The organism is Jatrophihabitans sp., from assembly GCF_036389215.1.
Classification (GTDB): Bacteria; Actinomycetota; Actinomycetes; order Mycobacteriales; family Jatrophihabitantaceae; genus Jatrophihabitans_A.
This window is the reverse complement of sequence record NZ_DASVQG010000294.1, coordinates 1-23,485: the sequence shown is the minus strand read 5'-3', so window position 1 is coordinate 23,485 and position 23,485 is coordinate 1. Positions and strand designations below refer to the sequence as shown.

At 69.7% G+C, this 23,485-nt stretch carries 24 protein-coding genes and 1 pseudogene; 19 read left to right on the top strand and 6 right to left on the bottom strand.

Features of this window, described 5'->3' with window-relative positions; translation table 11 throughout:
* On the top strand, positions 1–605 hold a 605-nt coding region (locus VF542_RS16555), incomplete at its 5' end, for an FKBP-type peptidyl-prolyl cis-trans isomerase (RefSeq protein WP_408652797.1).
* Between the two features lie 396 nt (positions 606–1,001).
* On the top strand, positions 1,002–1,994 hold the full coding sequence (locus VF542_RS16550; RefSeq protein WP_408652796.1) for an IS1595 family transposase: 993 nt from the start codon (positions 1,002–1,004) through the stop codon (positions 1,992–1,994).
* On the opposite strand, the gene VF542_RS16545 is transcribed toward VF542_RS16550, so the two are convergent.
* Both VF542_RS16545 and VF542_RS16540 read right to left on the bottom strand, forming a co-directional pair.
* On the bottom strand, positions 1,991–2,179 hold the full coding sequence (locus VF542_RS16545; protein WP_408652795.1) for a hypothetical protein: 189 nt from the start codon (positions 2,177–2,179) through the stop codon (positions 1,991–1,993). The two genes, VF542_RS16550 and VF542_RS16545, sit on opposite strands and share 4 nt — an antisense overlap.
* A gap of 11 nt (positions 2,180–2,190) precedes the next feature.
* Positions 2,191–3,018 carry a hypothetical protein gene (locus VF542_RS16540; RefSeq protein ID WP_408652794.1) on the bottom strand — a complete coding sequence of 276 codons (828 nt, stop codon included), beginning with the start codon at positions 3,016–3,018 and terminating at the stop codon, positions 2,191–2,193.
* A gap of 335 nt (positions 3,019–3,353) precedes the next feature.
* Here VF542_RS16540 and VF542_RS16535 point away from each other — a divergent pair, with 335 nt between their 5' ends.
* The 5 genes from VF542_RS16535 (at position 3,354) to VF542_RS16515 (ending at position 7,890) form a co-directional block, all read left to right on the top strand.
* Positions 3,354–4,070, top strand: coding sequence for a DUF3800 domain-containing protein (locus VF542_RS16535; protein ID WP_408652793.1), 717 nt, complete (start codon positions 3,354–3,356; stop codon positions 4,068–4,070).
* 322 nt (positions 4,071–4,392) lie between these two features.
* Positions 4,393–4,890, top strand: a complete 498-nt coding sequence (locus VF542_RS16530; RefSeq protein ID WP_408652792.1) for a hypothetical protein — start codon at positions 4,393–4,395, stop codon at positions 4,888–4,890.
* Between the two features lie 164 nt (positions 4,891–5,054).
* Positions 5,055–5,693, top strand: a complete 639-nt coding sequence (locus tag VF542_RS16525; protein WP_408652791.1) for a DedA family protein — start codon at positions 5,055–5,057, stop codon at positions 5,691–5,693.
* Between the two features lie 182 nt (positions 5,694–5,875).
* Entirely contained in the window at positions 5,876–6,157 is a 282-nt protein-coding gene (locus VF542_RS16520) for a hypothetical protein (protein ID WP_408652790.1), read from the top strand.
* Positions 6,154–7,890, top strand: a complete 1,737-nt coding sequence (locus VF542_RS16515) for a RecQ family ATP-dependent DNA helicase (RefSeq protein WP_408652789.1) — start codon at positions 6,154–6,156, stop codon at positions 7,888–7,890. Before VF542_RS16520 ends, VF542_RS16515 begins: the two co-directional genes overlap by 4 nt.
* Before the next feature lie 342 nt (positions 7,891–8,232).
* On the opposite strand, the gene VF542_RS16510 is transcribed toward VF542_RS16515, so the two are convergent.
* Complete coding sequence (locus VF542_RS16510) at positions 8,233–8,997, bottom strand: GntR family transcriptional regulator (RefSeq protein WP_408652788.1); 765 nt, start codon at positions 8,995–8,997, stop codon at positions 8,233–8,235.
* Positions 8,998–9,213: 216 nt separating this feature from the next.
* Between VF542_RS16510 and VF542_RS16505 the strand changes: the two genes are divergently transcribed.
* The 10 genes and pseudogenes from VF542_RS16505 (at position 9,214) to iolD (ending at position 19,690) form a co-directional block, all read left to right on the top strand.
* Positions 9,214–10,713: a CoA-acylating methylmalonate-semialdehyde dehydrogenase gene (locus VF542_RS16505; protein ID WP_408652787.1), complete on the top strand. Its 1,500-nt coding sequence runs from the start codon at positions 9,214–9,216 to the stop codon at positions 10,711–10,713.
* Positions 10,714–10,763: 50 nt separating this feature from the next.
* The gene (locus tag VF542_RS16500) at positions 10,764–11,750 is read left to right on the top strand and encodes a sugar ABC transporter substrate-binding protein (protein WP_408652786.1); all 987 of its coding nucleotides are present in this window, start codon (positions 10,764–10,766) and stop codon (positions 11,748–11,750) included.
* On the top strand, positions 11,747–12,787 hold the full coding sequence (locus VF542_RS16495) for an ABC transporter permease (protein ID WP_408652785.1): 1,041 nt from the start codon (positions 11,747–11,749) through the stop codon (positions 12,785–12,787). Before VF542_RS16500 ends, VF542_RS16495 begins: the two co-directional genes overlap by 4 nt.
* Positions 12,788–12,829: 42 nt before the next feature.
* Positions 12,830–13,732, top strand: coding sequence for an ATP-binding cassette domain-containing protein (locus VF542_RS16490; protein ID WP_408652798.1), 903 nt, complete (start codon positions 12,830–12,832; stop codon positions 13,730–13,732).
* Between the two features lie 17 nt (positions 13,733–13,749).
* A pseudogene (locus VF542_RS16485) lies at positions 13,750–13,914 on the top strand (inositol 2-dehydrogenase); the annotation flags it as partial.
* 77 nt (positions 13,915–13,991) lie between these two features.
* On the top strand, positions 13,992–14,801 hold the full coding sequence (locus VF542_RS16480) for a Gfo/Idh/MocA family protein (protein ID WP_408652784.1): 810 nt from the start codon (positions 13,992–13,994) through the stop codon (positions 14,799–14,801).
* Positions 14,798–15,895, top strand: coding sequence for a 5-dehydro-2-deoxygluconokinase (iolC, locus tag VF542_RS16475; RefSeq protein WP_408652783.1), 1,098 nt, complete (start codon positions 14,798–14,800; stop codon positions 15,893–15,895). Before VF542_RS16480 ends, iolC begins: the two co-directional genes overlap by 4 nt.
* Positions 15,895–16,812 (top strand): Cgl0159 family (beta/alpha)8-fold protein, encoded by a 918-nt coding sequence (locus tag VF542_RS16470; protein WP_408652782.1) that lies wholly within the window; start codon positions 15,895–15,897, stop codon positions 16,810–16,812. The genes iolC and VF542_RS16470 overlap by 1 nt, the downstream gene beginning before the upstream one ends.
* Positions 16,809–17,795: a 5-deoxy-glucuronate isomerase gene (gene iolB, locus VF542_RS16465; protein WP_408652781.1), complete on the top strand. Its 987-nt coding sequence runs from the start codon at positions 16,809–16,811 to the stop codon at positions 17,793–17,795. Before VF542_RS16470 ends, iolB begins: the two co-directional genes overlap by 4 nt.
* A complete protein-coding gene (iolD, locus tag VF542_RS16460) occupies positions 17,792–19,690 on the top strand; it encodes a 3D-(3,5/4)-trihydroxycyclohexane-1,2-dione acylhydrolase (decyclizing) (protein WP_408652780.1) in 1,899 nt (632 codons plus the stop codon). Before iolB ends, iolD begins: the two co-directional genes overlap by 4 nt.
* Before the next feature lie 4 nt (positions 19,691–19,694).
* Here iolD and VF542_RS16455 read toward each other — a convergent pair whose 3' ends face one another.
* The 3 genes from VF542_RS16455 to VF542_RS16445 all read right to left on the bottom strand — a co-directional run bounded on the left by VF542_RS16455 (position 19,695) and on the right by VF542_RS16445 (position 22,045).
* A complete protein-coding gene (locus tag VF542_RS16455; RefSeq protein WP_408652779.1) occupies positions 19,695–19,862 on the bottom strand; it encodes a hypothetical protein in 168 nt (55 codons plus the stop codon).
* Positions 19,863–19,964: 102 nt separating this feature from the next.
* Positions 19,965–21,161, bottom strand: a complete 1,197-nt coding sequence (locus tag VF542_RS16450) for a Gfo/Idh/MocA family protein (protein WP_408652778.1) — start codon at positions 21,159–21,161, stop codon at positions 19,965–19,967.
* On the bottom strand, positions 21,161–22,045 hold the full coding sequence (locus VF542_RS16445) for a TIM barrel protein (protein WP_408652777.1): 885 nt from the start codon (positions 22,043–22,045) through the stop codon (positions 21,161–21,163). The genes VF542_RS16450 and VF542_RS16445 overlap by 1 nt, the downstream gene beginning before the upstream one ends.
* A 120-nt stretch (positions 22,046–22,165) precedes the next feature.
* Here VF542_RS16445 and VF542_RS16440 point away from each other — a divergent pair, with 120 nt between their 5' ends.
* Positions 22,166–23,284, top strand: a complete 1,119-nt coding sequence (locus VF542_RS16440; protein WP_408652776.1) for a LacI family DNA-binding transcriptional regulator — start codon at positions 22,166–22,168, stop codon at positions 23,282–23,284.
* Positions 23,281–23,485, top strand: a 205-nt coding sequence (locus tag VF542_RS16435) for a GNAT family N-acetyltransferase (protein WP_408652775.1), incomplete at its 3' end; no start/stop codon positions are given. The genes VF542_RS16440 and VF542_RS16435, both read left to right, overlap by 4 nt.

Below are 23,485 nucleotides of genomic sequence, written 5' to 3'. Positions count from 1 at the left end.
CCGGCGCGGTGATCCCCGGCTGGGACAAGACCCTGGTCGGCCAGCGGCTCGGCAGCCGGGTGCTGCTCTCCATTCCGCCGGCCGACGGCTACGGCAGTCAGGGACAGCCCGACGCCGGCATCACCGGCACCGACACGCTGGTCTTCGTCGTCGACCTGATCGCTGCCTACCATCCGAACGCCTCGGCGCCGGGCACCCCGGTGGCCAAGCTGGCCAGTGGCCTGCCCAAGATCACCAACGTGGCCGGCAAGCCCCCGGTGGTCACCAGCACGGCCGGCGTGAAGGCTCCCAAGAAGCCCACCGCCACGCTGCTGGTCGCGGGCACCGGTGCCAAGATCGATGCCGCCAAGACCCTGGTGCTGCAGGTGGTGCAGACCGATCTCGCGACTGCCAAGAACACCCAGTCGACCTGGGGCAAGGCGCCCCAGACGGTGGCCGCCAAGAACGTGCTCACCGTGGCCACGGTGCTCAGTGGGCGCAACATCGGCAGCCGGGCGCTGATCCTGGTGCCGGCGCGGCCCGCCACCGCGGCCAGCGGCAGCCAGCAGGCGCAGCCCGCCACCCCCGCGCAGCTGCTGATCGTGGACGTGGTGGGGCAGTTCTAGCCGCTTCCGCCCGCTGTGGGCAACGCCGCCCGCTGTGGGCAACGCGGCGCTATGCGGGCTGACGAACCCAAGCGGCGTTGCCGACCGCGTGTAACCTTGCAATCGAACGGGGGTGCCAACGACATGCGACGCGATCAACGCCTGCGCATCCTAGCTACCTCCTGCCTGGCCGCAGCAGGGGCGGCCGCCACGCAGCTTGCATCGGCTCAGTACGTGCCCGAAGTGCTTCAGCCTTTCTTCGTGACGCTCGGCGCTGTCGTTGCAGGGACCGCGTACTGGCTGCCCGGCAGCCAGCGGGCACCTCTCAAAAAAAACGAACTTAGTTACCTTCCTTTTTGAAGGTAACTAAGTTCGGCCCCAACAAACTTGTCGGTGGCATGGTGGACAATTCAGGGCATGAAGCAGGAATTCAGCATCCCGAAGCTGGCCCTAGAGCTGCGGTCAGAGCTGGACGCTTACGTCCTGCTAGAGGATCTGCGGTGGGGCGACGGTGGCCCGGAGTCGTGCCCCAAGTGCGGCGCGGTCGGTCGGCAGTACTTCCTGAACCCGGCCAACGGCGCGTCCCGTAAGACCCGCACCGGCAAGGCGTCGGAGCGTCGGGTGTGGAAGTGCGGGCACTGCCGCAAGCAGTACTCGGTGCTGACCGACAGCATCTTCCACGGCACCAAGATCAGCATCCGAACCTGGCTGCTGGTGATCTTCGAGGTCGCCTCATCGAAGAACTCGGTCAGCGCGTGGGAGATCAGCCGCAAGTACGAGATCACCAACGAAACCGCGTGGCACATGCTGCACCGCATCCGCGAGGCGATGAAGTACGAGCCAGTCGCGGGGCTGCTCGGCGGCGCGGTCCAGGTCGATGAGACTTGGATCGGGGGTGAGCCGAAGAACCGGCACCGGCGCAGCAAGCTTGAAGCGGACCGGAAGAAGGGCCCATCGGACAAGCAGCCGGTGGTGTCGTTGGTGCATTACGAGACTCGCTCGGTCCGCGCCCGCGTGGTCGCCGACGTGACCGGCAAGTCGCTGCTGCCAGCCATCGAGGAGATGATGGACACCAAGCGCACCCACTTGCACACCGACGGCGGGGCCGGTTACCAGCGCATCGCCTCGCAGTTCGCCGCCCACGAAACGGTGGATCACAGCAGCGGGGAGTACACGCGGGGCAACGTGAGCACCAACCTCAACGAGGGGTTCCACGCCCAGCTGAAGCGGTCCATCGACGGCACCCACCACCACGTGTCAGTGGTGCACCTACAGCGCTACCTAGACCAGTTCGCCTGGCTCTACACCCACTGCAAAGCCACCGACTCCGCGCGCATGCGGGCTCTGCTCGGCAACGTCGAAGGCCGACGCCTCACCTACAAGCCAATGGTGGCGAAGGTGGACTTCTAGTCCTCCGCTGGCCGGTCGTCGCCGTAGTCGTGCGTAGGGCCTTCCTGCGCCCGGCGCGACCGGGTAGCCGGCGAGTCCTGCCGGGCCTTCTCGGCGTCCTTCGGGTCGATGTTCAGTACGGCACGCAAAAACTCCCGAGGGTCGATCTCGGGAGTCTCTGCGGACGGGTCTACGGCATCGGCCATAGGCCCAGAGGTTACTCGTCTTCCTGGTGGTCGTTCTTCGGCTCACCGACTAGGCCGGTCTTCATGGCGCTGAGCACGGTCATGAAGTAGGTCCATTCGGCCTCAGACAGCGGGAAGTGGCCTTCGACGATGACCGGGGGCGCGTTGAGCATCGGAACCGCGATGGTCTGCACGTCGCCGGTCATGCCGATACGCCGCTCTTTGCCGGGAGGGCGGGTGCCAGGGGGCGGCGGCTTGACTTCACCGGGGTCGGGGACTCTATCGCCATCTTCGGGCTCCGGTTCCTCTAGGTCGGCCGTACCTGACCCGTCCATCTTATCTTCCGGAGTGAGGTTAGCGAAGGCTATGACATCCCGATAGACCCGAATGAACTCATCGAATCCCGTCTCGGTGAACCTCCCGTTGATGGCCATCTTGTACCGCAAGGTGTCATCGGTGGGTAGATCAGCACCATAGAGTTCCCACATTTCGGCATGGATCGGGGGCTTGAGGGCGGCTTCCTTCAATGCCGCCGCCCGTTCGGCCTCATCAGGACTGAGCAGTATCTTGACAGCGAGATCGGTCAGCTTGGCTTGCCGGTTATCACCCGTGCCCTCATCCGAAAGCAGGCCGTACTTGATCAGGGCGGCGTAGGTGACCGAGGCCGGGCCGGTGTTATTCGACTTGAACCCCCAGTGCTTGGCCACCACACCGATAGGCGTCGGGTGCAGCTTCTCCTTCTCGTACAGCTTCTGTGCGCGCTTGATCGCATTCCCCAGCGTGATGCCGGGGTAGCTGGGCGAGCGCCCTAGGCGCTTCCGAGCGGAGTCGGGCGGCGGGGCGGTCGTTGGGGCGGTCATCACTTCTCCTCTACCTTGGTTGAGAGGAGCCTAGCTGATTTTTATCTGCCACGCCAGAGATAGGCTTGCGACTCGCGAAGTTAGGCTGTAGCGTCAGCCACGAACTACAAGGAGAGGATTCGTCATGAGGAGGGCTTAAGCCCCCGCCGCGAGCGCCTTGACAGAGGAGCGGCGGGGGCCAAGCAGTGCCCGATTCGGCTGAGGCTGTCACCTTGCCGGATCGGGCACTTGTACGGGCCGGGGCATGGTTGCCAGGAGCACCCTTGGAAGTCTCCCTAGCGGGCCCGAAACCCGTCCGGTCCACATTCTAGTCTGTACCGCCATGGAAAGGTGCCGTGTACGCCGTGCTACTTGCCTATGTTGACGAGTCGTACACCTCAGACCGGTACTACATCGCAGCGTTGATCGTTCCTGACACAGAGGCTTCATCGCTCATCCGTGCGCTGGACAAGATCGTTGACGATGCGGCGTGGCAATACGCGGGGCTGGACCACCGAGCAGAGTTGCATGCTTACGACCTTGTAGGCGGCAAGGGAGCTTGGGCTCCTCTCAAATCACTTGTCCGAGCACGGATCGGTATCTATGGCTCGGCAGTGCAAGCTGTCGCGGACCACCAATGCGCAATCATCGTTCGAGGTGTGAACAGTCAGGGGCTAGCCGCGAGATACGGGAGCCGAGCAGATAGCCCTCACTCGGTGGTGATGACCCATCTCATCGAAAGCATCGATCGGTACGCAGCGAAGCTCCAGGAGAACGCCCTCATCATCGCTGACGAGGTAGACGGCCAGAGCGAGTACCGGCAGGCCCTCTGGACCTACCAGCAAGGCTCCACCTGGGGTTACCGTGCACGGAAGATCACTCGCGTTATCGACACGATCCACTTCGCCCCATCGCATGCAAGTCGGCTCGTTCAAGGAGCTGATCTGATCGCGTATCTCTACCGGAGACGGGCGACCGTAACCGAGTCGGACCCACGATCCGAGAACGCCTGGGCGGCTCTCAAGGAGCGCGCCGTGCTCAAGCAGATTCACTTCCACTGCTGGCACCCCTGAGCGCACAAAGGCCCCGTCGCTGACGGGGCCTAAGGCTGGGCGGGAGGTCTCCCTCCTGCGTGAGTCAGCATATCAACGCATTGTCAAGTGTCTAGTAGGCGCGCGTCACACACCTCAGAACCGTGCCACTCCAGAGTCAGATCAGCTTTGGCTCCCCAGAGTTGTCGGTGGTCGCCGCTACAGTCGCGCGGAGCGAGTCGGAGGGGAGACAACGGACCTAGCGCGGGAGCTAGGAGCACTACCACTTAGGCGGCCCCGGCCGGTGCTGGAACACCGGGCCAGGGCCTTGATCGCACTACCTACCGGAATAGGAGTACGACCCATGCAGCACAGTAACGGCACCACCGGACCCACCGACCCAGGCGACACCGAGGACGGCTGGCAGCCGACACCCGAGCACCCCTGGCGACCCGTCGCCGCTGACGACAGCGGAAATCCTTACCAGTTCGATGAGGGCGCACCCTGGTGCGTGGACCGGGCCAGCCACCCGCAGTTCAACGGCGGCTACCCGTCGCTGAATCACCATCGGACCGAATGCCGGTCCTACGACGGGTTCTACGGCGCGCTGTCCGAGGACGGCCAGCCGGGCTACTTTTCGGCCTACTTGATGCGCCCGTTCCGGTTCGGCCAGCTCGGGCAAACGGCGGACCAAACCCGGCTGGCTATCGAGTTTGAGCCAGCCGAGGACGACGGCGAGCCGTTCCGGTGCACCGTCCACACGTCCAGCATCCGCAACCTGGCCGCGTACCTCACCCACACGGCCGACGTGGACGACGGCTGGCGACCACCGCGCCACATGCAGCACTCGCTGACCGACTAGCCAAAGGTCGCCTCACAGGACGGCAGGCGGGCCACCCGCCCGGCTGCCGCCCTGCCTGGGGACCTTGGGTTTGTCAGCCCGCATAGCGCCGGCAACGCCGCCCGCTGTGGGCAACGCCGCCCGCTGTGGGCAACGCGGCGGCCGCCCGCCGGTAGGTTGGGCTGATGGGACGTGTGCTGGCGGGCCTCCTCAACCTGCCGCCGGGGCTGGCACTGGCGCTGGTGTTCCTGCTGCCCGCCCTGGAGGCATCGGCTTTCGTCGGGGTGCTGCTTCCGGGCGAGATCGGCGTCATCCTCGGTGGGGTGCTGGCCAACCAGCACAAGCTGGCACTGACCGCCGTCCTGATCGCCGCGATCGGCGGCGCCATCATCGGTGACTCGATCGGGTACTTCGTCGGCAAGCGTTACGGCGAGACCCTGTTGTCCAAGATCCCGAACCGGATCCTCAAACCCGAGCACGTGACCCGGACGGAGCAGACGATCCGGGACTTCGGCGGCAAGGCGGTGTTCCTGGGTCGCTTCACAGCGGCGCTGCGCGCCCTGGTACCGGGCATGGCGGGGATGAGCCGGCTGCACTACGGCCGGTTCCTGGCCTGGAACGTCGCGGGCGGCGTGGTGTGGGCCACCGCCTTCGTGATCCTCGGATACCTGGCCGGCAGCCAGTACGAGCGGCTGGAGCACTACGCGAACCTGATCGGCCTCGCGCTGCTGGTGGCGGTCGCCGCGTTCTTCGTCGTCCGGTACCGGCGGAAGAAGAATGCCCGGGGACGCCCGGCCCGCAGGGCCGGCAGCGAACCGCTGTGAAGTCACAGTTTTTTGCGCTTTGTCAACGGCCGCTGAATGACGTACCGTCAAAGAACAGGCTCGGAACGTAGCCTCGGCGTCACACGGTGAAGCTGCCTCGCAACTGAACCAACTCCGGCAGTGCTATCCACCGGCCACAAGCCGGACCACCGAGGTGGCGATCCTGCAGAAGCGGGTCTTCCGTGTCTATTTTGTTGCCCTCGCGTCCCGACCCCGTCACCCCGCCGGTCGCGACCGATCCCGCCACCGAACCGCTGCCCGGCTCGGTGGGCCACCTGCTCACCCGCGTGGTGGAGCGGCTCTACACCGAGTTCGGGTGCTGCCTGCCGCTGTCCGGCGTCATCGACGTGGTCGCCCGCTGCGTCCAGGACATCCAGACGAGTTCGCCGGCGGCGTTGCCCGAACTCACCGAGCGGTTGGCCCGGCACCGGCTGGCCGAGATCGGCCACTGCCCCGGCTCATGACCCAGGCCGCCCCGACTCCTCCCGCACCAACTTCACCTGCACCTGCCCAGCCGGCACCTGCCTCACCGGCACCTGCCCAGCCGGCACCTGCCCAGCCGGCACCTGCCCAGCCAGTACCGATCCAACGACAGGTCTCGGCCACCGTCCGGCAGCTGCTCGGTGACGTCGAGCTGCGCCCGGGCCAGGCCGAGGCGCTGGACGCGGTACTCGCACGCGACACCCTCGCCGTGCTCGCCACCGGCACCGGCAAGTCCCTGATCTACCGGGTGGCGGGCCAGCTGATGCCCGGTGCCACGGTGATCGTGTCTCCCACGGTCGCGCTGCAGAAGGACCAGCTGGTCGCGCTGTCCACGGCCGGGCCACCGGCGGCCGCGCTCAACAGCCTGCTGAGCGCCAAGCAGCAGCGTGCGGTGCTGGCCCGGATGGCTGCCGGGGAGTTGGAGTTCCTGCTGCTCTCACCGGAACAACTGGCTCGCGAGGAGGTGCTGCAGGCCCTCACCGCGACGAAGGTGTCGCTGTTCGTCGTGGACGAGGCGCACTGCGTCAGCTCCTGGGGCCACGACTTCCGGCCGGACTACCTGGCACTGCCGTCGGTGATCGCCGCGCTGGGCCGGCCCCGGGTCCTGGCACTCACCGCCACCGCTTCGCCGCGGGTGCGCCGGGAGATCGCCGACGCCCTGCGGATGACCGATCCGGCGGTGATCGTGGGGGAGTTCGACCGTCCCGATATCTGGCTGGGCACCCAGCTGGCTACCGACGCCCGGGCCGCCGATGCCGCCGTTCTCGACATCCTGCGGGCCGAGATCTCCGACGGTCCGGGCACTGCCATCGTCTACGTCGCCAGCCGCCGGCGCAGCGAGGAGCTGGCCGAAGCGGTGGCGCCCCTGGGCCTGTCCGCCGCGCACTATCACGGGTCGATGGCGCGCAAGCTGCGCGATGCCACCCATGCCGCCTTCCTGGACGGCGAGGTGTCGGTGGTGGTGGCCACCAGCGCCTTCGGCCTGGGCATCGACAAGCCGGACGTGCGGCTGATCCTGCACGCCGATCCACCCGAGGACCTCGACGCCTACTACCAGCAGGTCGGACGAGCCGGCCGCGACGGGGAACCGGCGCGCGCGGTCCTGCTGAACCGTCCCAACGGATACGGCCTGGCCCGCTACTTCAGCGCCGGTCAGGGCCCGTCCGCGGGCGACCTGAAAGCGCTGCTGGCCGCGCTGGGCAGCCGGCCGGCCAAGCTCGCCGCGGTCGCCGGCCAGGCCGGCCTGCCGGCGGCCCGGGCCAGGCGGGCGGCCAACGCCCTGATCGCCGTCGGCGCCGTCGCCGAGCAACGCGGTGGCCTGCGCCGGCTGGCCGAACCCGCTGCCGTCGACGCCGCGGTCGAGTCCGCCCAGCGCTCGGCCGAACAGCGGCGGGTCCAGGCCGAGACCGCGGTGGAGCTGGTGCGCCGCTACGCCGAAACGGAGGACTGCCGGCGCAGGCTGCTGCTGCAGCTGCTCGGTGAGGACCATCCGGAGCCCTGCGGGAACTGTGACAACTGCGATGCCGGCACCTCCACCACCGTCCAGGCCCAGCCCTTCGCCTTGAGCCAGCGGGTCGAACACGCCGAGTGGGGGACCGGCATCGTCCAGCAGTACGAGCCAGGCCGGGTGGTGGTCCTGTTCGAGGACGTGGGCTTCCGGACGTTGGCCCTGGATGTCGTGGAGGAGCGCGGGCTGCTCAGGCCGGCCGGCTAGCACCAGCGGGCTCCTGGCGACCTGTCAGCCGACCTGGATCTCCACCTCGTCGCACCGGGCGCACTGCCGGAACTTGATGATCACCCGCTGGGTGCTCATCCGGTAGTTCCACCTGTGACCGCCCCACCAGCAGCGGTCGAGCATGTTCAGGCGCTGACGCCGGTCGACCGCCGGCCGCCGGTGACCCGGCGACGGTGGGAGTATGGGCAGGTAGAAGGCAGACACTATGTGCCCCGGCATCCGGTATCGAGGCGAACCTGGCTGCCTTTCCAGCTGATTCGACTTTAGCCATGTGCCAGCGAAGGATTCAAGCGGCAACGGTCTGTGACCGCCCCGCCGTGCTCAGCCCGCGAGCAGGCTCATCTGAAAGCTGTACCGGGTGGCCGCGTAGATGTGGTTGCCGTACTCGACCACCGCGCCGTGGTCGTCGTAGGTGGTGCGCTGCATGCTCAGCAGCGCCGCCGACCGGGACTCGCCGAGCAGCCGGGCCTCGGCCGCGGTGGCGCTGCGGGCGCCGATCACCTGGGTCGCCGAGTGCAGGTGGATTCCGGTGGCGCGCAGCAACTCGTAGAGCCCGCGTGACTCCAGCTCCTCGGCGCCGACCTCCAGCAAGCCGGCCGGCAGGAAATTCGTCATCTTCGCGATCGGTTGGTCCATCGCCGACCGGAGCCGGACGATCTCGACCACCGGGTCGGTGACCCGCAGGCCCAGCGCCGTGGCTATCTCGGCCGGCGCGGGCAGCTGGCGCAGCGTCAGCAGCTTGGTGGCCGGGCGCTGACCGGCGCGCAGCAGGTCGTCGTGCAAGCTCGTCAGGTCCAGCGAGCGCCGGACCTTCGGTGACACCACCCGGGTGCCTATTCCGCGCCGGCGTACCAGCAGCCCCTTGTCGACCAGGTGCTGCATCGCGCGGCGCATGGTAGGACGCGACAGCCCTAGTTGATCGGCCAGTTCGAGCTCGTTCTCGAACCGGGTGCCCGGTACCAGGCGGCCGTTCTCGATCGCCTGCTCCAGATGCCGCGCCACCTGGTAGTACAGCGGGACCGGGCTGTTCCGGTCCAGGACGATCCCCGAGAAGGGCGATACCGCGGGCGCGACGGCCGTTGACATGAGCGGAAGTATGTCAGTTCATATGGACAAAGTCACGAGACTTTGTTAAGACAAATAGTTGACAGGAGAGTTGTCCGAGAGGTTTCCTGAGCGTCACGACGCGGCGGGTTTTCTCACCCCGGCGCGCACGTGCTGAGCACGCCAACCGCGCGGGCGTCGGCTCATCGAAGGGGCCTGGGGCGTGGGCTGTCCGATCGACACGGCGAAGGGCGGACGATGGGGACGAGGATCGAGCACTGGATCGGCGGCAAGCTGGTCGCCGACCCGGAAGGCCGCTGGGCGCCGGTGTTCAACCCGGCTACCGGCCAGCAGCAGGCAGAGGTCGCACTGGCCTCGGACGCCGAGGTGGGCGATGCGGTCGAGGTGGCCGGCTCGGCCTTTCTCGATTGGTCCCAGAGTTCGCTGAGCCGGCGCGCCAAGATCTTGTTCGCCTTTCGGGAACTGGTCAACAGCCACGTCGACGAACTCGCCGAACTGATCACCGACGAGCACGGCAAGGTGCTCAGCGACGCCCGCGGCGAGGTGCAACGCGGCCTGGAGGTCATCGAGTTCGCCTGCGGCATCCCGCACCTTCTCAAGGGCGAGTACTCCGACCAGGTGTCGGCCGGCATCGACACGTTCTCCTTCCGGGAGCCCCTCGGCGTGGTCGCCGGCATCACGCCGTTCAACTTTCCGGTGATGGTCCCGATGTGGATGCACCCGGTCGCGATCGCCTGTGGAAACGCCTTCGTGCTCAAGCCCAGCGAGCGCGATCCCTCCGCGTCGCTGCTGGTGGCCCGACTGTGGCAGCAAGCGGGCCTGCCCGACGGCGTGTTCAACGTCGTGCACGGTGACAAGGAGGCGGTGGACGCGCTGCTGGACTCGCCGGACATCGCCGCGGTGTCCTTCGTCGGTTCCACTCCGATCGCTCGCTACATCCACCAGCGGGCAAGCGCTGCCGGCAAGCGGGTGCAGGCGCTCGGCGGCGCCAAGAACCACGCCGTGGTGCTGCCCGACGCCGACCTCGACTTCGCCTCCGACCACCTGGTGGCGGCCGCCTTCGGCTCGGCCGGTGAGCGCTGCATGGCGATCTCGGCAACCGTGGCCGTCGGCGACGCCGCCGACCGGCTGGTCGAGACCGTCTCGAACAAGGCCCGTGCGGTGAAGGTCGGGCCGGGCCGCGACAGCGCCAGCGAGATGGGCCCGGTGATCACCCGGGCGGCCAAGGAGCGGATCGAGGGCCTGATCGCGAGTGGTGCCGAGCAGGGCGCGCGGCTCAGCGTGGACGGCCGCGGCCTGCGGTTGGAAGAGCACCCCGACGGCTTCTTCGTCGGCCCGACGGTGATCGACGGGGTCACCACCTCGATGGATGTCTATCGGGAGGAGATCTTCGGCCCGGTCCTGTCGGTGCTGCGGGTGCAGACCGTGGAGGAGGCGATCGAGCTCGTCAACTCCAATCCCTACGGAAACGGCACCGCCATCTTCACCTCCAGCGGGGATGCGGCCCGCAGGTTCCAGCGCGGCGTCAAGGTCGGGATGATCGGCATCAACGTCCCGATCCCGGTACCGATGGCCTATTACTCCTTCGGCGGTTGGAAGGACTCGCTCTTCGGAGACAAGCACGTGCACGGCGCGGAAGGGGTTTCCTTCTACACCCGCGGCAAGGTCGTCACCTCGCGCTGGCCCGAACGCCAGTCCGGTTCGGCCGCCAGCTACTCCTTCCCGACCACCAGCTAGCCAGCCGGGCAGCACTGAGAAACCCCGTGAGACGAAAGAGGCGACAAGAGATGTTCGCGACGAAGTCGAGATGGCTACTGACCGCGTTGCTGGTGCCGGTACTGGTCACCTCGGCGTGCAGCAGCAGCAACGCGGTGAACCGGCAGTCCAACAAGGCCGGTGGCGGCAGCGGCGGCTACGGCTTCAAGATCGCGGTGGTGACGCACGGCGGCGCCGGTGACGCGTTCTGGAGCATCGTCAAGGCCGGTGCGGTGCAGGCGGGCAAGGACATGGGTGACCCGATCAGCTACCAGAGCGACGGCGACCCGACCAACCAGGCCAAGCTGATCGACAATGCCGTCAACCAGAAGCCCGACGGCCTGGTGGTGTCGATGGCCAACCCGCAGGCGCTCAAGGCGGCGGTCCAGCGCGCGGTCCAGGCGGGCATCCCGGTGATCACCATCAACGCCGGCGGCGCGGAGTCCAAGCCGTACGGCGCGCTGTCGCACATCGGCTCGGATGAACGGGTCGCCGGTGAGGCGGTCGGCAGCAAGCTCAAGGGCGAGGGTGTCAAGAATGTCATCTGCGTGATCCACGAGGCCGGCAACGTGAGCCTGGAGACCCGGTGCGAGGGCGTCAAGAACACCCTCGGCGGCACCCTCACCAACCTGCAGGTCGACAACAACAACCTGCCCGCGGCCCAGGCCACCATCCGGGCCAAGCTGCAGCAGGATCCCAGCATCGACGGCATCGTCACGCTCGGCGCCCAGGTCGCCTCGACCGCCGAAGGGGCGATCAAGAGCGCGAACTCCTCGGCCAAGCTGGCCACCTTCGACCTCAACGCCGACGTGGCCAAGGGCGTGGTGGACGGCAAGATCGATTTCGCGGTGGATCAGCAGCCCTACCTGCAGGGCTACCTGGCGGTCCAGATGCTCACCCTCTACAAGACCAACCTCAACGTCCTGGGCGGTGGCCTGCCGGTGCTCACCGGGCCGAACCTGGTCACCAAGGAGAATGCCGCCGCGGTGCTGAAGCTGGCGGCCGGAGGCACCAGATGACCACCGCGGCCGTCCGCGGCGACGAGCGGATCGCCAATGTCAGCGTGCTGCGCCGGCTGCTGGTCAAGCCGGAATTCGGTTCGCTGATCGGAGCACTCGTCGTCCTGGTCTTCTTCGCCACCCAGTCCGACGTCTTCCGCTCCACCAGCGGTGTCGCCAACTGGCTCGACACGGCCTCGACGGTGGGACTGATGGCGGTTCCGGTCGCGCTGCTGATGATCGGCGGCCACTTCGACCTGTCCGCCGGCGTCCAGACCGGCACGGCGGGGCTGGCGACCGGCATCATGACCACCTACTGGGGCCTGCACGTCTACGCCTCGCTGGTGGTGTCACTGCTGCTGATGCTGGCGATCGGATTCCTCAACGGCTACCTGGTGACCAGGACGGGCTTGCCGAGTTTCATCATCACGCTGGGAACATTCCTCGGGCTGCAGGGCATCAACCTCGGTGTCACCAAGCAGGTGACCAACACGGTGCAGGTCTCCAACCTCGACCTGGTGCCGGGCTACCGGCCGTTGAAGGACATCTTCGGCTCGACCATCTCCATCTCCGGCAACGGCTTCCAGATCGCGATCCTGTGGTGGGTGCTGTTCACCGCCCTCGGCTCCTACCTGCTGCTGCACACCCGGTTCGGCAACTGGGTGTTCGCCACCGGTGGTGACCCCAACGCCAGCAAGAACGTCGGCGTCCCCACCGGCCGCACCACCATCGCGCTGTTCATGCTGACCTCGGCCTTCGCGTGGTTCGTGGGCAACACCCAGATCATCCGGTTCGGGACCATCCAGGCGCAGGTCGGCATCGGCCAGGAACTGATCTTCATCGTGGCGGCCGTGATCGGCGGCTGCCTGCTGACCGGCGGCTACGGATCGGTGGTGGGCGCCGCGGTGGGCGCCCTGATCTTCGGCATGACGCAGCAGGGAATCGTCTATGCCGGCTGGAACTCCGACTGGTTCAAGCTGTTCGTCGGGGCGATGCTGCTGCTGGCGGTGCTCGCCAATCAGGTCGTGCGGCGCTATGCCGAGCAGAGCAGGAGGTAGGCCGTGACCGACTCCGAGATCAGCTTCGACAGCCAGCGAAGGGTGCACCAGGCCTCGGCCGTCGCGCCGGACGCGCCGCTGCTGGAGATCCAGAACATCACCAAGACCTTCGGCAGCGTCATCTCGCTGTCCGACATCTCCACGACCGTGCGGGCCGGCCAGGTCACCTGCGTGCTCGGTGACAACGGCGCCGGCAAGTCGACCTTCATCAAGACGCTGGCCGGCGTCTACCAGCCCGATCACGGCCAGCTGCTGATGGACGGCAAGCCGGTCACCCTGTCCTCACCGCGGGATTCCCTCAATGCCGGCATCGCCACGGTCTACCAGGACCTGGCGATGGTGCCGCTGATGGCCATCTGGCGCAACTTCTTCCTGGGTTCGGAACCGACGAAGGGCTGGGGTCCGTTCCGGCGCTTCGACGCCGACAAGGCCAAGTCCATCACCCGCAAGGAACTGTCCGACATGGGCATCGACATCCGCGATCCGGACCAGCCGGTCGGCACGCTGTCCGGCGGCGAGCGGCAGTCGGTGGCCATCGCGCGGGCCGTCTACTTCGGTGCCCGGCTGCTGATCCTGGACGAGCCGACGTCCGCGCTCGGGGTCAAGCAGGCCGGCGTGGTGCTCAAGTACATCGTGCAGGCCCGCGACCGCGGCCTGGGCGTCATCTTCATCACCCACAATCCCCACCACGCCTACCCGGTGGGGGACCGGTTCCTGCTGCTCAAGCGCGGCCGCAGCCTCGGTGACTTCGCCAAGTCCGAGATCAGCCTGGCCGAGCTGACCGGTCTGATGGCCGGCGGTGCGGAGTTGGAGCAGTTGGCACACGAGCTGCAGCGGCCGGGCTCGGAAGGCCCGGAAGGCTCGGCTGACGCAGGCCCGGCCGGTGACGAGGTCTCCGAGGCAGGCCGCAGCATGCTGCGCGACAGCTCCACCCTCGGCCAGTAGAGGGGGACACCGGCACCATGACGGTGGGCGTGGCGATCATCGGCACCGGGGTGATGGGAGCCGAGCACGGCCGGCTGCTGGACCGCGCGGTATCGGGAGCGCAGGTGTGCGCGGTGTTCGACCTCGACGCCGGCCGGGCCGCTGCCACGGCCGGCCGGCTGCGGTCGGCCCGGGTCTTCGACGACCCGTTCGAGCTGATCTCCGAACGCAGCATCGATGCCGTGGTGGTGGCGTCCTCGGACCCGACCACGAGCAGTTCGTGCTCGCCGCGCTGGCCGCCGGCAAGCCGGTGCTGTGCGAGAAGCCACTGGCGCCGGACGTGGCCGGCTGCGAGCGGATCGTCGCCGCGGAGCTGGCGGTCGGCCGGCGGCTGGTCAGCGTCGGCTTCATGCGCCGGTTCGACCCCGGCTACCGGCAGCTCAAGCAGGTCCTCGATGACGGCGGGCTCGGGCTGCCGCTGATGCTGCATTGCACGCACCGCAACGAGCAGGCGCCGGTGGGGGTGTCGGGAGAGCTGCTGATCTCCGGTTCTGCCGTGCACGAGCTCGACATGGCGCGCTGGCTGCTCGCCGACGAGCTGAGCCGGATCACCGTGCACCGCCCGCGCTCGCGGGCGGCCTCGCCGGCCGAGGATCCGCTGTTCCTGGTGGTGGAATCCGACGGTGGTGTGCTCATCGACATCGAGGTTTTCCTCAATTCCGGTTACGGCTACGAGGTGCGCTGCGAGCTGGTCGCCGAACGGGGCACCGCGTCACTCGACGCCCCGGCGCCGGTCGTCGAGCGACACGCGGGAGCGGTGCGGCGCAGAGTGCCGGCAGACTGGCGCCCCCGGTTCGAGGTGGCCTACCGCGACGAGCTGCAGAACTGGGTCGAGTCCATCGAGCAGGGTGTGCCCTCCGCCGCTGCCACCAGTTGGGACGGCTACGCGGCCACCGTCGCCGCCCAGGCGGCGATCGCGGCGTTGCGGACCGGTAACCCCCAGCAAGTGCCCGCCAGGCAGCGCCCCGCGCTGTATCCGGCCCCGGCCGGTGGCGCGGGCCCGCTGGACCGGACGGCGGCTCCGGCGTGACGGCCGGGTGGTCCGCGCCGATCGATTCCGGGTTCGAGCCGGCGCTCGAGGCGCTGACGGTCGGCCGGGTCGGCGTCGATCTGTACCCGCAGCAGTCCGGCGTGCCGCTGTCGCAGGTGAGCAGCTTTGCCAAGTTCCTGGGCGGCACCGCCACCAATGTCGCGGTCGGCGCGGCCAGGCTGGGCCGGCGCAGCGCGGTGCTGACCAAGGTGGGCGCCGACGGTTTCGGTGACTACGTGCGGCAGGCGCTGGCCGATTTCGGGGTGGACAACCGGTTCGTCGGCACCGCGCCGGAGCTGCTGACGCCGGTGGTGTTCTGCGCGCTGGACCCGCCGGAGGATCCGCCGTTGCTGTTCTACCGGTTGCCCACCGCGCCGGATCTGACCCTCATGGCGCGGGACGTGCCCTGGCAGCTGGTGAGCGAGGTGCCGCTGTTGTGGGTCACCGGAACCGGCGTGTCGGCCGAACCGGCCCGCTCGACGCAGCTGGAGATGCTGGGCCGCCGCGGTAGGCCGGACTCGGCAGCCGGACGCTGGACGGTGCTGGACCTGGACTGGCGGCCGATGTTCTGGCCGTCGCCGGCCGAGGCCCGTGAGCAGTACCGGCGAATGCTGCCGCTGGTCAGCGTGGCGGTCGGCAACCGGTCCGAGGTGGAGGTGGCGGTCGGCACCAGCGACCCTGAGCAGGCGGCCCATCGGCTGATCGAGTGCGGCGTCGAGCTTGCCCTGGTGAAGATGGGAGCCGACGGGGTGCTGGTCGCCACGGCCGAGTCGATGACCACCGTCGCGCCACGACCGGTCGAGGTTGTCTGTGGCCTGGGAGCCGGCGACGCCTTCGGAGCCGCCGTGGTGCACGGCCTGCTGGCCGGCTGGCCACCGGTCCGGATCGCCCACTACGCCAACGCGGCGGGCGCGATCGTGGCGTCCCGGCTGGCCTGCGCCGATGCCATGCCGAGCCTGGCGGAGATCGCGGAGATCGCCGATACAGCCGAAATCGCAGAGCTAGCCGAGAGAGCTGAGCCGGCCGAGAGAGCTGAGCCGGCCGAGAGAGCCGCGCCGGCCGATCGGCACCCGGTCCGGAAGGGGACCGGCTGATGTCAGACCGCCTGCCCGACGAGCAGTTCCGGCAGTTGCTCAGCATGCGCAGTGAGCGCCCGGAGGCGATCGCCGAGGCCTACGCGGCTCGCAAGCGGCCACAGCGGCTGCTCAACGACCGGGGCACGATGTTCCTGGTGGCTGCCGACCACCCGGCTCGGGGCGCGCTGGCCACCGGCGGCAACCCGCTGGCGATGGCTGACCGGCGTGGCCTGCTGCGGCGCCTGGTGATCGCGCTGGCGCACCCGGATGTCGACGGCGTGCTCGGATCCCCCGACGTCATCGAGGAATTGCTGCTGCTGGGCGCCCTGGAGGGCAAGGTCGTGATCGGCTCGATGAACCGCGGCGGCCTCGACGGCGCCAGCTGGACGATGGATGACCGGTTCACCGGCTATGACGCCGCCAGCATCGCCGCCTGCAATCTGGAGGGCGGCAAGATGCTGCTGCGCATCGACGACCGCGACGCCGGCACCGCGGCCACCCTGCAGGCCTGCGGGCAGGCCGTCACCGAACTCGCGGCGCGCCGGCTGCTGGCGATGGTCGAGCCGCTGCCCTACCACCGCGACGAGACCGGTGCCCTGGTGTTGCGGACCGATGCGGGCTCGCTGTGCCGGGCGATGACGGTGGCCTCGGCGCTGGGCACCACCAGCGCCTACACCTGGCTGAAGATGCCGGCCTGCGACGACCCGGAGACCGTCTATGCCTCCACCACGCTGCCCTGCGTGGTGCTCGGCGGGGTGGCGGCCGCCGACCGGGCGGCACAGGTGGCCTCCTGGGGGCGGACGCTGCGCCAGCCGGTGGTGCGCGGCCTGGTGGCGGGCCGGACGGTGCTGTACCCCCCCGATGACGATGTCGCCGCCACCGTGGACGCCGCCGCCCAGGTGCTGCGAGCCGCGACCGCGGCGGGGCCGCCGTGACCGGCAGCCGGCCGGCGGTGCTGCTGGAGCTGACGCCGGAGCAGGCCGGCTGGACCTACTCCGGTCTGCGGATCGTCGAGCTGCGGCCCGACACTCCGGTAAGGCTGGGCACCGGCCCGCACGAGGTGTTCGTGTTGCCGCTGTCCGGTGGCGCCACGGTCGAGGTGTTCGGCCCGGACGGCGCGTTCGAGCAACGTCACACGCTGGCCGGCCGGCCGTCGGTGTTCACCCACGTCAGTGACTTCTGCTACGTCGGTCGCGACAGTGAGCTGAGCCTGCGCAGCGCGGGGCCGGCGGTGCTGGCGCTGCCGTCGGCGCGGTGCGAGCAGCGCCGCCCGAGCGCCTACGGCCCGGCCGCCGGCGTCCCGGTCGAGGTGCGAGGTGCCGGAGCCGCGACCCGGCAGGTGACCAATTTCGGCGTGCCAGGAGTGTGGGATCACGCCGAGCGGCTGATCTGCTGCGAGCTGCTGACCCCGCCGGGCAACTGGTCGAGCTACCCGCCGCACAAGCATGACGCCAGCCCGCCGTGCGAGGTGGTCAACGAGGAGATCTACTACTACCGGATCGCCGGACCGGACCAGGTCACCCCGAGCCGGCAGGGCTTCGGCCTGCATCGCGGCTACACCGGCCCGGAGCACGACGCGGTCGGGCTCGCCCCGGTCGATGACGCGATCGAGGTGCGCGACGGCGACCTGGTGCTGATCCGGCATGGCTATCACGGCCCGTGCGTGGCGGCGCCGGGGTACCCGATGTACTACCTGAACGTGCTCGCCGGGCCCGGTCCGCAGCGCTCGATGGCCTTCTGCGACGACCCGGCGCACGGCTGGGTGCGCGACAGCTGGGCCGGGCAGCCGCCGGATCCGCGCTGCCCGATGACCTCGGCGGCCGGTCCGGTGCCGGCCGCGACCGATCCGGTGCCCGCGGCCGACCCGACACCCGACACCGACCCGACACCCGACACCGCTCCGGAGCGCCATCGATGACCGAAGACGATCGGGCCACCGTCCGGCTGACCACCGCCCAGGCGCTGGTGCGCTGGATGATGGCGCAACGCTCGGAACTCCTCGACGGCACCGAAGTGCCTTTGTTCGGCGGGGTGTTCGCCATCTTCGGGCATGGCAACGTGCTCGGGCTGGGGACCGCGCTGGCCGAGGTCCGGGAGCAGTTGCCGACCTGGCGCGGGCAGACTGAACAGGGCATGGCGCTGGCCGCGGTGGGCTTCGCCCGCGCCACCGACCGGCGGCAGGTGATGGCAGCGACCTCGTCGATCGGCCCTGGTGCCCTGAACATGGTGACGGCGGCCGGCGTCGCGCACGCCAACCGGTTGCCGGTGCTGCTGCTGCCCGGTGACACCTTCGCCGGGCGGGCACCGGATCCGGTGCTGCAGCAGGTCGAGCACTTCGGCGACCCGACGACCAGCGTCAATGACGCGTTCCGGGCGGTGGCCCGGTACTTCGATCGGATCACCCGGCCGGAGCAGTTGCTGGCGACCCTGCCGCAGGTCGCCCGGGTGCTGACCGACCCGGCCGACACCGGGCCGGTCGTCCTCGCCCTGCCGCAGGACGTCCAGGTGGAGGAGTTCGACTTCCCGGCCCGGATGTTTCACACCAGGCTGCACCGGGTGCCGCGGCAGCGGCCCGATGTCCAGGACCTGACCGAGGCGGCCGGCATCCTGCGCCGCGCGCAGCGCCCGCTGCTGGTCGCCGGTGGCGGCGTCCGCTACTCCGGCGCGGCCGCCGGCTTGCTGGAGTTCGCCGGCAACCACGGCATTCCGGTGGCCGAGACCTCGGCCGGCCGAACCCTGATGCCCGAGCCGCACCCGCTCAACGCCGGCGGCCTGGGCACGATCGGCTCGGCTTCGGCCAACGCGCTGGCCGCCGATGCCGACGTGGTGCTCGCGGTGGGCACCCGGTTGCAGGACTTCACCACGTCCTCGTGGAGCGTGTTCGCCGCCGACGCCAGCATCGTCTCGGTCAATGCGGCCCGCTTCGACGCGGTCAAGCACGCCGCGCACGCCGTCGTCGGCGACGCGCGGGTGACCCTTGCCGAGCTGGACTCCGCACTCACCGGCTGGCAGGCGCCGCCGGCCTGGGCCGAGCGAGCCGGCGCCGAACGGGCTGCCTGGGACGCCCATATCGACACCCTGCGCGCGGGCAGCTCCGACGGCTTGTTGAGCTACGCCCAGGTGATCGGCGTGGTGAACGAGGCGAGTACCGAACAGGACTACGTGCTGGGCAGTTCCGGTGGCATCCCGGGCGAGCTCAACGGTGGCTGGCGGGCAACGGCAGTGGCCAGCATGGATCTGGAATACGGCTTCTCCTGCATGGGATACGAGATCGCCGGGCCGTGGGGTGCCTCGATCGCCCGGGCCGCCAGCCATCCCGGCGGCATCGTGACGGCGCTGCTCGGCGACGGCTCGTACCTGATGCTGAACTCCGAGCTGTTCTCCGCCGCCTTCGCCGGGCACCGGTTCGTGGCGGTGCTCTGCGACAACGACGGCTACGCCGTCATCCACCGGTTGCAGACCGCCCAGGGAGCGGCCGGCTTCAACAACCTGCTGATCGACTGCGCGGGTCCCGGCGCCAAGCCGGATGGCGCGGAGTCGGTCAGGGTCGACTTCGCCGCGCATGCGGCCTCCCTCGGCTGCGCCGTGGTCGACCTGCCAGCCGGCTCGGACGTCGCAGAGCTGCGGGCCGGCTATGCCCGGGCGCGCGAGCTGGCGGTGGCCGGGAACCGGCCGGCGGTGCTGGTATGCCGGACCGACCCGTCGGCCTGGACCGAGTCCGGCGCCTGGTGGGAGGTTGGCGTGCCCAGCTCGCTGTCCGGATTCCCGGCCTACCAGCAGGGCAAGGCCGGCCAGTTGAGGTGGAGCGGGTAGCGGCTCAGGACCGGCCGTGCCGGGTCAGCGACTCCAGGACGTCGCGCTCGTAGGCGTCGGCGAGCCCGGCCGCCAGGTCCGCACGGCCCTCGTCGAGCAGCAGGTTCAGGCGCTCGGTGTAGTCGCCGCTGAGTTCGGCGAGCCGATCGGTGGATTCTGCGCGTGCCGGCAACTCTTCTCTCCTCGTGCATCGGCTTTCCTTGGCGGTGCGACAGCCCGTGTCGCGACAGGCCCGTGGCGGCGGCCGTGCCGCCGCCGGGAACCTGCTGTCAGTTCAACGATGTTGTCCCAGCGGCTGTTCCGGCACTGCCACCCAGCGGCCCTGGCTGACCGAGTCGGCCAGCGCCTGCAGCGCCGCGGCGCTGTGCACGGCGTCCTCGACGCCCGGGCCGTGCGGTGCCGCCGAGTAGATCGATCGCAGGAAGCCGGCCGCCTCGATGACCTTGAGGTCGTCATAGCTCATCGCGATGCCGGCCCCGGGCTGGAAGCGGGCGAAGTCACCGCTGCCCGGGCCGACGTGGTGCACGGCGGTGGGCTCGTTCTGGTACTGGCCGCCGTGCGCCAGGCGCAGCTCGCCCATCCTGCGAAAGTCCCAGGACACCATGCCCTGGCTACCCGAGATCTCGAAGCCGTAGTCGTTCTGCGCGCCCACCGCGGTCCGGCTGGCTTCCAGCGTCGCCCGCGCGCCGCTGGCGAAGCGCAGCAGGCAGCTGAGGTAGTCCTCGTTCTCCACCGCGGCGACCTCGCCGCCCTCCGCCGTCGCGAAGTGGCTCGCCAGGTGGCTGGGCCGGGGCCGGTCAGCGATGAAGATCGCGCTGTCGGCGACCACCGAGACGATGTCGCCGAGCAGGTGGCGGGCGAGGTCCACCCCGTGCGACACCAGGTCGCCGAGAACCCCCGAACCTCCGCGGGATCGCTCGAAGCGCCAGGACAGCGCGCCCTGTGGGTGGGCGGCATAGTCGCTGAACAGCCGGAACCGGGCGCTGGTGACCTCGCCGATGGCCTGCTGCCGGATCAGCTCGCGGGCCCGCTCCACCGCCGGCGCGTGACGGTAGTTGAAGCCCACGCTGGCCTGCACGCCGGCCGCGCGCACCGCATCGCGCACCGCGACGGCATCATCGAGGCTCAGCCCGACCGGCTTCTCCAGCCACAGGTGCTTGCCGGCTGCGGCCAGCGCCACCGCCATCTCGCGATGCAGGAAGTTTGGCGCCGTGACGCTGACCGCCTCGATCCGGTCGTCGTCGAGCACCGTCCGCCAGTCCGGCGTCCAGTCGCTGAAGCCGTAGCGCCGAACGGCGTCCGAGCAACGCTCGGCCTCGGGATCGGCGACCGTGACCAGCTCCGGTACCCGGTCGAACTCCGGGTAGTGATGGGGCAGCCGGAGGTATCCCCGGCTGTGCGCGTGGCCCATCCAGCCGCAGCCGATCACGGCGACGCCGAGGCTCGGCCGGCCGCTCGTGGTCCGGCTCATCAGGTGCTGCTCGAGGCGAGCAGGTAGTCGACGCTGCGCCCGGCGTCCAGGATCGGGCCCAGCCCGGCGGGTGGCTCGCCGTCCAGCGCGCTGTCCTGCTCCAGCACGTACCAGCCCTGGTAGCCGGCAGCTTCCAGGGCGGCCACGATCGCGGCGATGTCGAGGTCACCGGCGCCCAGCGGGGCGTACAGCCCGGCTCGTACCGCATCGAGGTAACTGACCCGGCCTGCCGCCACCGGGCCGGCGACGGCGGTGCGGACGTCCTTGAGATGCACGTGGCCGACCCGGCCGGCGAAGCGGTCGAGCAGTTCGATCGGTTGCATGCCACCGATCAGCAGGTGGCCGGTGTCCAGGCACAGCTCGACGTCGCTGGACTCCAGCAGCCGCAGCACCGAGGCACGGGTCTCGATGGCGGTGCCGACGTGCGGGTGCAGGGTCGTGCGCAGGCCGTGCTCGGCGATCAACTTGCCCAGCCGGCCCAGATTGGCGAGCAGCACCGGCCAGTCCTCCTCGCCCAGGGTGACCTTGCGGTCATAGCTGCCGTCGAGGGACCGGGCTGCCAGTACCACCACCTCGGCGCCGGCCGCGGCCAGCACGGCGATGGCCTGCTCAGCCTCGGACAGCTCGAGCCCGCGGATGTGCAGCGGTACCGGCAGGAAGCCGCCGACCAGCCGCAGGCCGTGCTCGTCCAACCGGCCTCGCACCTCGGACGGGGTGCCGCCGAGGTAGCCGGTCGGCCCGAGTTCGGTTGCTCGCAGCCCCAGCGCCGCCATCTCGGCGAGCACCCGGCCGGCGGCCAATTCGTGCCCCCAGCCGGGAGCCTCGCAGACTCCCCAGGAGATCGGCGCCCCGGCGATCCGATCGCGCACTGGCAGTGCTGGCATGCTGCTCCTCTCGGCGACCGGAGCTGCTCGGCGCCCACCGGCCTAGAGCGCTCTAGAATACTCTCGCCAGTATTCTCACCCGCGCACAGCAGTGTCAACGCGAGAGGGGCACCGAGCCGCATGCCCAAGGCCCCGAGCCGCCTGCCCAAGGCCCCGAGCCGCCTGCCTGACGCCCCGAGCAGCACACCGAAGCCGAGCAGCCTGCCGAAGCCGAGCAGCCTGCCCAAGCCCAGCTCCGGCCGGCCCCCGACGCTGGAGGACGTGGCAGCCAGGGCCGGGGTGTCGCGCGCCCTGGTCTCGATCGTCATCCGCGGGGTACCCGGCGCCAGCGAGGCCACCCGGCAGCGAGTGCTGGGCGTCGCCGAGGAGCTCGGATACCGCCCGGACGGCCGAGCCAGGCTGCTGGCGGCCGGCCGCAGCCGGCTGATCGGGGTGACCCTGGCACTCGACGACCCGTTCCACTCCGACGTGGCCGAGGGCATCTACGCGGCGGCCGAGTCCTGCGGCTACCAGGTGGTGCTGAGCGCGGTGACCGAGCGCCGCAGGCCCCAGCGGGCGGTCGAGACGCTGCTGGACTACCGGTGCGAGGCGGCCATCCTGCTCGGGCCACTGGTCGCCCGGCAGGCGCTGCAGGAGCTGGCGCAGCGGCTGCCGGTCGTGGTGATCGGCCAGCCGTCGAACGCGCCGGCGGCCGATGTGGTCAGGGTCTCCGACGCCGACGGGATCGGCCTGGCCCTCGACCACCTGGTGGGACTGGGGCACCGGCTGATCGCGCACGTCGACGGCGGCCGCTCAGCCGGTGCGGCGCAGCGGCGGGCTGCCTTCCGGGCCGAGCACCGCCGGCACGGACTGCCTGGGCAGCCTCGGGTGCTTGCCGGCGGGCCGGGCGAGGAGGACGGGGCCGCCGCGGCCAGGCAGCTGATCGAGGACGGCCTGCCGAGCGCGGTGCTGGCCTACAACGACGCCTGCGCGGTGGGCCTGCTGGACATGTTCCTCCGGCTGGGGGTGCCGGTGCCGGGCCAGGTCTCGGTGATGGGCTATGACGACAGCCCGGTGGGGCGGCTGTCCTACCGGGGGCTGAGCACCGTCAGCCAGGACGGCCACCAGCTGGCCTCGCTGGCAGTTCAACGGCTGGTCAGCCGGCTGGCCGGATCCGCGCCGGCGAACCGGGAGCTGCTGCTCCGGCCGGCCCTGGTCCTGCGCGCCAGCACCGCCGAGCCGGCCGGCGGCCGGCCGTGAGGACCGAGCGGCTGCTGATGCGCCGCTGGCGGCCGGCGGACCGCGAGCCGTTCGCGGCCCTGAACGCCGATCCCCAGGTGATGGCGCACTTTCCGGGGCCCCTGGACCGGACCACCAGTGACGCCTTCGTCGACCGGATCGAGGCCGGTTTCGACGCCAACGGCTTCGGCCTGTGGGCCCTGGAACGCCTCGACACCGGCG

Excerpts from the sequence above, each read along its gene's own strand:
- VF542_RS16550 (WP_408652796.1), top strand. The coding sequence starts at position 1,002 with ATGAAGCAGGAATTCAGCATCCCGAAGCTGGCCCTAGAGCTGCGGTCA.
- VF542_RS16545 (WP_408652795.1), bottom strand. The coding sequence starts at position 2,179 with ATGGCCGATGCCGTAGACCCGTCCGCAGAGACTCCCGAGATCGACCCT.
- VF542_RS16540 (WP_408652794.1), bottom strand. The coding sequence starts at position 3,018 with ATGACCGCCCCAACGACCGCCCCGCCGCCCGACTCCGCTCGGAAGCGC.
- VF542_RS16530 (WP_408652792.1), top strand. The coding sequence starts at position 4,393 with ATGCAGCACAGTAACGGCACCACCGGACCCACCGACCCAGGCGACACC.
- VF542_RS16525 (WP_408652791.1), top strand. The coding sequence starts at position 5,055 with ATGGGACGTGTGCTGGCGGGCCTCCTCAACCTGCCGCCGGGGCTGGCA.
- VF542_RS16515 (WP_408652789.1), top strand. The coding sequence starts at position 6,154 with ATGACCCAGGCCGCCCCGACTCCTCCCGCACCAACTTCACCTGCACCT.
- VF542_RS16510 (WP_408652788.1), bottom strand. The coding sequence starts at position 8,997 with ATGTCAACGGCCGTCGCGCCCGCGGTATCGCCCTTCTCGGGGATCGTC.
- VF542_RS16505 (WP_408652787.1), top strand. The coding sequence starts at position 9,214 with ATGGGGACGAGGATCGAGCACTGGATCGGCGGCAAGCTGGTCGCCGAC.
- VF542_RS16500 (WP_408652786.1), top strand. The coding sequence starts at position 10,764 with ATGTTCGCGACGAAGTCGAGATGGCTACTGACCGCGTTGCTGGTGCCG.
- VF542_RS16495 (WP_408652785.1), top strand. The coding sequence starts at position 11,747 with ATGACCACCGCGGCCGTCCGCGGCGACGAGCGGATCGCCAATGTCAGC.
- VF542_RS16470 (WP_408652782.1), top strand. The coding sequence starts at position 15,895 with ATGTCAGACCGCCTGCCCGACGAGCAGTTCCGGCAGTTGCTCAGCATG.
- iolD (WP_408652780.1), top strand. The coding sequence starts at position 17,792 with ATGACCGAAGACGATCGGGCCACCGTCCGGCTGACCACCGCCCAGGCG.
- VF542_RS16450 (WP_408652778.1), bottom strand. The coding sequence starts at position 21,161 with ATGAGCCGGACCACGAGCGGCCGGCCGAGCCTCGGCGTCGCCGTGATC.
- VF542_RS16445 (WP_408652777.1), bottom strand. The coding sequence starts at position 22,045 with ATGCCAGCACTGCCAGTGCGCGATCGGATCGCCGGGGCGCCGATCTCC.
- VF542_RS16440 (WP_408652776.1), top strand. The coding sequence starts at position 22,166 with ATGCCCAAGGCCCCGAGCCGCCTGCCCAAGGCCCCGAGCCGCCTGCCT.